2 protein-coding genes are annotated in these 5,124 nt (G+C 60.9%); both read left to right on the top strand.

Annotated elements, in window-relative coordinates; all coding sequences use genetic code 11:
- Window positions 1-4,241, top strand: a 4,241-nt coding sequence (locus MLGJGCBP_RS15930; protein WP_160096783.1) for a non-ribosomal peptide synthetase, incomplete at its 5' end; no start/stop codon positions are given.
- A 347-nt stretch (window positions 4,242-4,588) separates the two neighbouring features.
- On the top strand, window positions 4,589-5,124 hold a 536-nt coding region (locus MLGJGCBP_RS15925), incomplete at its 3' end, for an AMP-binding protein (RefSeq protein WP_236581120.1).

Below are 5,124 nucleotides of genomic sequence, written 5' to 3'. Positions count from 1 at the left end.
TTGATGCGGTGGAGCGGGATCTGGTGGTGTCGGGGTGGAATGACACCGGGCATCCGGTGGATGCTGGTGCGACGTTGCCGTCGTTGTTCGATGGGCAGGTGGCGGAGTCGGCGGGTGCGGTGGCCGTTCGGTTCGAGGGTCGGTCGCTGACTTATGGTGAATTGGATCTGCAGGCGAATCGTTTGGCACGGAAGCTGATTTCGGGTGGTGTCGGTCCGGGGTCATTGGTTGCGATTGCGTTGCCGCGGTCGTTGGACCTGGTTGTGGCAGTGCTGGCTGTCGTCAAGTCCGGTGGTGGGTACCTGCCGGTGGATGTGACGTATCCGGCTGACCGGATCGCATACATGCTTGCTGATGCCGATCCGCAATTGATGATTTCCACTTCGCAGGAGCTGGGGTCGGTGCCGGTGATGGATGTGGTGTCCGGCATCGAGACGGTTTTGCTTGACACTGAGGATCTGTCGGAGTTCGGTAGCTCGACAATCACCGATTCGGATCGGTTGTGGCCGTTGCGGTCGGAGAGCACGGCGTATGTGATCTATACATCGGGTTCGACGGGCCAGCCTAAGGGTGTCGCGGTCTCGCACCGGAACGTGGTCGAGTTGTTTGCAAATGCTCAGCCGAAATTCGGATTCGACGGCTCGGATGTGTGGACGATGTTCCACAGTTATGCGTTCGATTTTTCGGTGTGGGAGTTGTGGGGGCCGCTGCTGCATGGTGGCACATTGGTGGTGGTTGACTTCATTACTTCGCGATCGCCGGAGGAACTCCGGGAGTTGGTTGTCCGCGAAGGGGTGACGGTTCTCAATCAGACGCCGTCGGCGTTCTATCAGTTTGCGGAGGCTGACCGTGTTGCGGCTGATTCGGGCTTTGCCGCTCAGTTGCCGTTGCGACATGTAATTTTTGGCGGTGAGGCTCTGGATTTGGGCCAGTTGTCACGCTGGTTCGACCGACATGGTGATCAGGCTCCGCGCCTGGTGAACATGTACGGGATTACAGAGACAACGGTGCATGTGTCGTTCTTGGAGCTGACTGCTCAGATGGCGCGCTCGGGTGCGGCGTCGGTGGTTGGCCGGGCTTTGCCGGGTCTCTCGGTGTATGTGCTCGATGCGCGTCTTCGCCCGGTGCCTGTGGGTACGGCGGGGGAGATGTATGTCTGTGGTCGTCAGCTTTCGCGGGGATATCTGGGCCAGCCGGGGTTGACGTCGGGGCGGTTTGTGGCGAATCCGTTCACGGTTGCTGGTGACCGTATGTATCGCACTGGTGATCTTGCTCGCTGGAATGTTGATGGTCAGTTGGAGTATGTGGGCCGGTCGGACTTCCAGGTGCAGTTGCGTGGGTTCCGGATCGAGCTTGGTGAGGTCGAGGCTGCGTTGTCGCGGTGCGAGGGTGTGGCGCACGCGGTGGCGGTGGTGCGTACCGACGCTGCTACTGGTGATCGCTTGGTTGGGTATGTAGTGCCCGAGGCGCGGGCCGGCGTGGACCCGGTGGATGTGACGGAGCTCGTGTCCGGGTTCTTGACCAGTTATATGGTCCCCGATGCGGTGGTCGTGCTTGATGAGTTGCCGTTGACGGCGAACGGAAAGCTCGATCGCAAAGCGCTGCCGGCGCCGGAATTCGCGAGCAACCGGGAGTTCCGTGCTGCGGAAACCCACGGCGAGCAGATCATTGCCGGCGTGTTCGCAGATGTGCTCGGGCTCGAGAGGGTCAGCGTGGATGATGATTTCTTCGCGTTGGGTGGCAACTCATTGATCGCGACACGGTTGTCGGCACGGTTGGGTGCGGCACTGGATACTCAGATACCTGTGCGGACGCTGTTCGAAGCGTCGACAGTGCACTCTCTCGCGGCCCGCTTGGAGTCGCATACAGGCGGGGACGGTCGTGCGGCCTTGGTGGCACGGGAGCGTCCGGAGCGGATTCCGTTGTCGTTGGCACAGCAGCGAATGTGGTTCCTGAATCAGATGGACACGTCATCATCCGCGTACAATATTCCGTTAGCGTTACGCTTGTCGGGTCAGCTTGATGGCATTGCGCTGCAGCGGGCCGTTTCTGATGTGATCGAACGGCACGAATCACTGCGCACCCTGTATCCGGAAGATTCGGAGGGACCGGTCCAGAGGATCGTCCCGGCGGCAGAGGTCCAGTGTGATCTGACGCCGATCGTTCTCGGAGACGAGGAGGCCCTCTTCGCCAATGTAAGCGGGTTCTTGAGCGCAGGTTTCGATGTGAGGGTTGAGGTTCCTGTCCGGGTCCAGTTGCTTCGGATTGCGAACGATGAGTTCGTATTTGCGATGGTCGTTCACCATATCTCGGCCGATGGCGTCTCGATGGCGCCGCTGGCCAGGGACATGATGACGGCATATGAGTCGCGTTCTCGTGGAGAGTCTCCGACCTTCTCGCGGTTGCCGGTCCAGTACGCCGATTACGCGTTGTGGCAGCGGGAAATCCTCGGCTCGGAGGACGATCAGGAATCGCTGGTCAGCAAGCAGATTGCGTACTGGGAGGAGGCGTTGTCGGGCATGCCGGAACGATTGGATCTGCCGGCAGATCATTCGCGTCCGGCCAACCCATCCATGCTCGGCGGCGCTGTCCAGGTTGTGGTTGACGCCGACGTGCATTCTCGGCTGAACGATATCGCGCGGCAACATAATGCAACGCTCTTCATGGTGTTGCATGCGGCACTGGCGGTTCTGCTCTCACGGCTGGGTGGGGCAACCGATTTTGCGGTCGGAACCCCGGTTGCGGGGCGCGGCGAGCAGGAGCTCGACGACTTGGTCGGCATGTTCGTCAACACGCTCCCGTTGAGGACGCGGGTGAACCCTGCGGAGAAGTTCGAGGAGCTTCTCGGGCAGACACGTGAGACTGATCTCGAGGCGTTCGCGAACTCGGATGTGCCGTTCGAGCGGATGGTGGACGCAATCACACCCATTCGTTCCTCCGCATTTCACCCGATATTCCAGGTGATGCTTTCGGTGCAACCGCTGGGCGAGGCGAGCCTGACGCTCCCGAACCTCGATATCAGTCCGGTTGACGCCCTCGAAAATGCGGCGAAATTCGACCTCGAACTCACTGTGGTGCATCGCACGAATGGCGCGGGTGGACCTACCGAACTTGTTTCCAACTTCGGATACGCCAGGGACCTGTTCGACCAGGCCACCGTCGAATCGTTCGCGCGACGCTTCTTGCGTGTCCTCGAGGCAATCACGGTTGACCCGGAAGTTCGGATCGGCGACATCGAGATTCTCGACGACGCCGAGCAGCAGCGAATGCTCGCACGATTTGGTGGAAGTGGAGCGGGTGGCGGGGAGTCGCCACGTGGCGCTGACGGTGGCACCATGCACGGACGTACTCTCCCTCAACTCTTCATGGACATGGTCGAGGAAGATCCCGAGGCCCCTGCAGTTGTGTTTCGAGGCGAGGAAATCACGTATCAGGACTTGGATGTGCGCTCATCGAAGCTGGCCCGAGTGCTCGTCGAAGACGGAGTTGAACCTGAAACGATTGTGGCGATAGCGCTGCCGGTATCCGTCGATGCGGTGGTCGCTTACTGGGCGGTTGCCAAGGCAGGTGGAGCCTTCGTATCGGTAGACGAGGCCGAACCCTCGGAGCAGGTAACTCGAGCCATTCTCGGATCCGGTGCGACAGTGGTTCTGACACGCGGCGCAGATCGAGGTGCGCTGCCTGAAGGGCTCACAACACTGGTGCTGGATGATGATGGAGTAGTCCAACGTATCGCGGCGCAGTCTCCGCGGCCTATTGGATCTCGAGATCGTGCTCGGGCGCTTGCCGTCGAGGACCCAGCGTGGGTGATCTGCTCAGCCGAACGGGGCGGTGAGATACTTCGGCGAGAAGTGTCGCATGGCGATTTGGCCGCACTGGTCGGGGCGAAGCTCGATGAATATTCGGTGAACCATGATTCGCGGCTGCTCCATACGGAGCCACCCTGCGGCGTGACATCGGTACTCACTACCCTCCTCGCGGGAACATCGGGGGGTGCATTAATTCTTCCGAGCGGCGGGTCTCCGACAGGGGAGGGATTGGCCGAACTTCTGGGGTCGGAGTGGGTAACGCATGTCGTCACCACTGCGCCTGTGCTCTCGGGTCTGGACCTGCACGGCTTGCCCGATCTCGTTGCGATTGTCGTCGTCGGCTTCGAGTTGCCCCAGGTCGACACATGGTCAGATGGTCAGTTGATACACGAACTTGACGAGGAATCAATGTGGTCGGCGCTATCCGGATAACGGATTCGCGATGTCCGCTGCAGGCCCGCCTACGGCTGACGAGCTGTGGCGGATCCTGGTTGCCGCCACACGCTGTCGTAAGGTAGGCGTGCCTGTAACTGATACTGGTATACAGGGACGTCAGTCGCCGACCCATGCCCGAATCACGACAAGTGCGACAGCGGCGGCGTGCTCCCGGTTTGATGAGTTACCTAGTGAAGGTGAGTTAGTTCCATGCTTTGTACAACCCTGCAGTGTGTTCTTCGGCAGAAGGAGTTGTCAGCATGAGCGCCGGGGATGATAGGTCAGAGGTTCGGAGAGTTCGGGCGAGCGCCCGTCCGCCCCGACGACAGCGCACGCGAGTCACGTTGCTCCCTCAGTTGTTGACGTCGGCGGTAGAGGCACAGCCATCGGCGACGGCGCTGGTCTACGACGGTCAGACCCTGACCTACAACGAGCTGGACGAGCGTTCCTCGCGCATGGCACGGGCCTTGATCGATCGAGGTGTCGGCCCGGAGGATGTCGTTGCGATTGCGTTGACGAGGTCCATCGACTCGGTTCTGGCGGTGTGGGCTGTCGCGAAATCGGGTGCCGCCTTCGTGCCGGTGGACCCGAACTATCCACCCGACCGCATCACCCACATGGTGACCGACTCCGCCGCCGTCATCGGGCTCACGACCGCCGCTCGGCGCGATGCACTGCCCGATGTGGTGGAGTGGAAGGCCATCGACGATGCCGACTTCATCAGACACGTGGACTCGCATTCCAGCGAAGGAATCACCTACATGGATCGCGTACGGCTGTTGCGAGCCGAGCATCCAGCCTATGTGATCTACACGTCGGGTTCGACTGGGAAGCCCAAGGGTGTCGTCGTGACGCATGCCGGGTTGGCGGGTTTGGTGTC

It is taken from the genome of Rhodococcus sp. T7, assembly GCF_009872365.1.
Classification (GTDB): domain Bacteria; phylum Actinomycetota; class Actinomycetes; order Mycobacteriales; family Mycobacteriaceae; genus Rhodococcus_F.
Note: the sequence above shows the minus strand (reverse complement) of the source record. Positions and strands in the feature narration are given on the sequence as shown.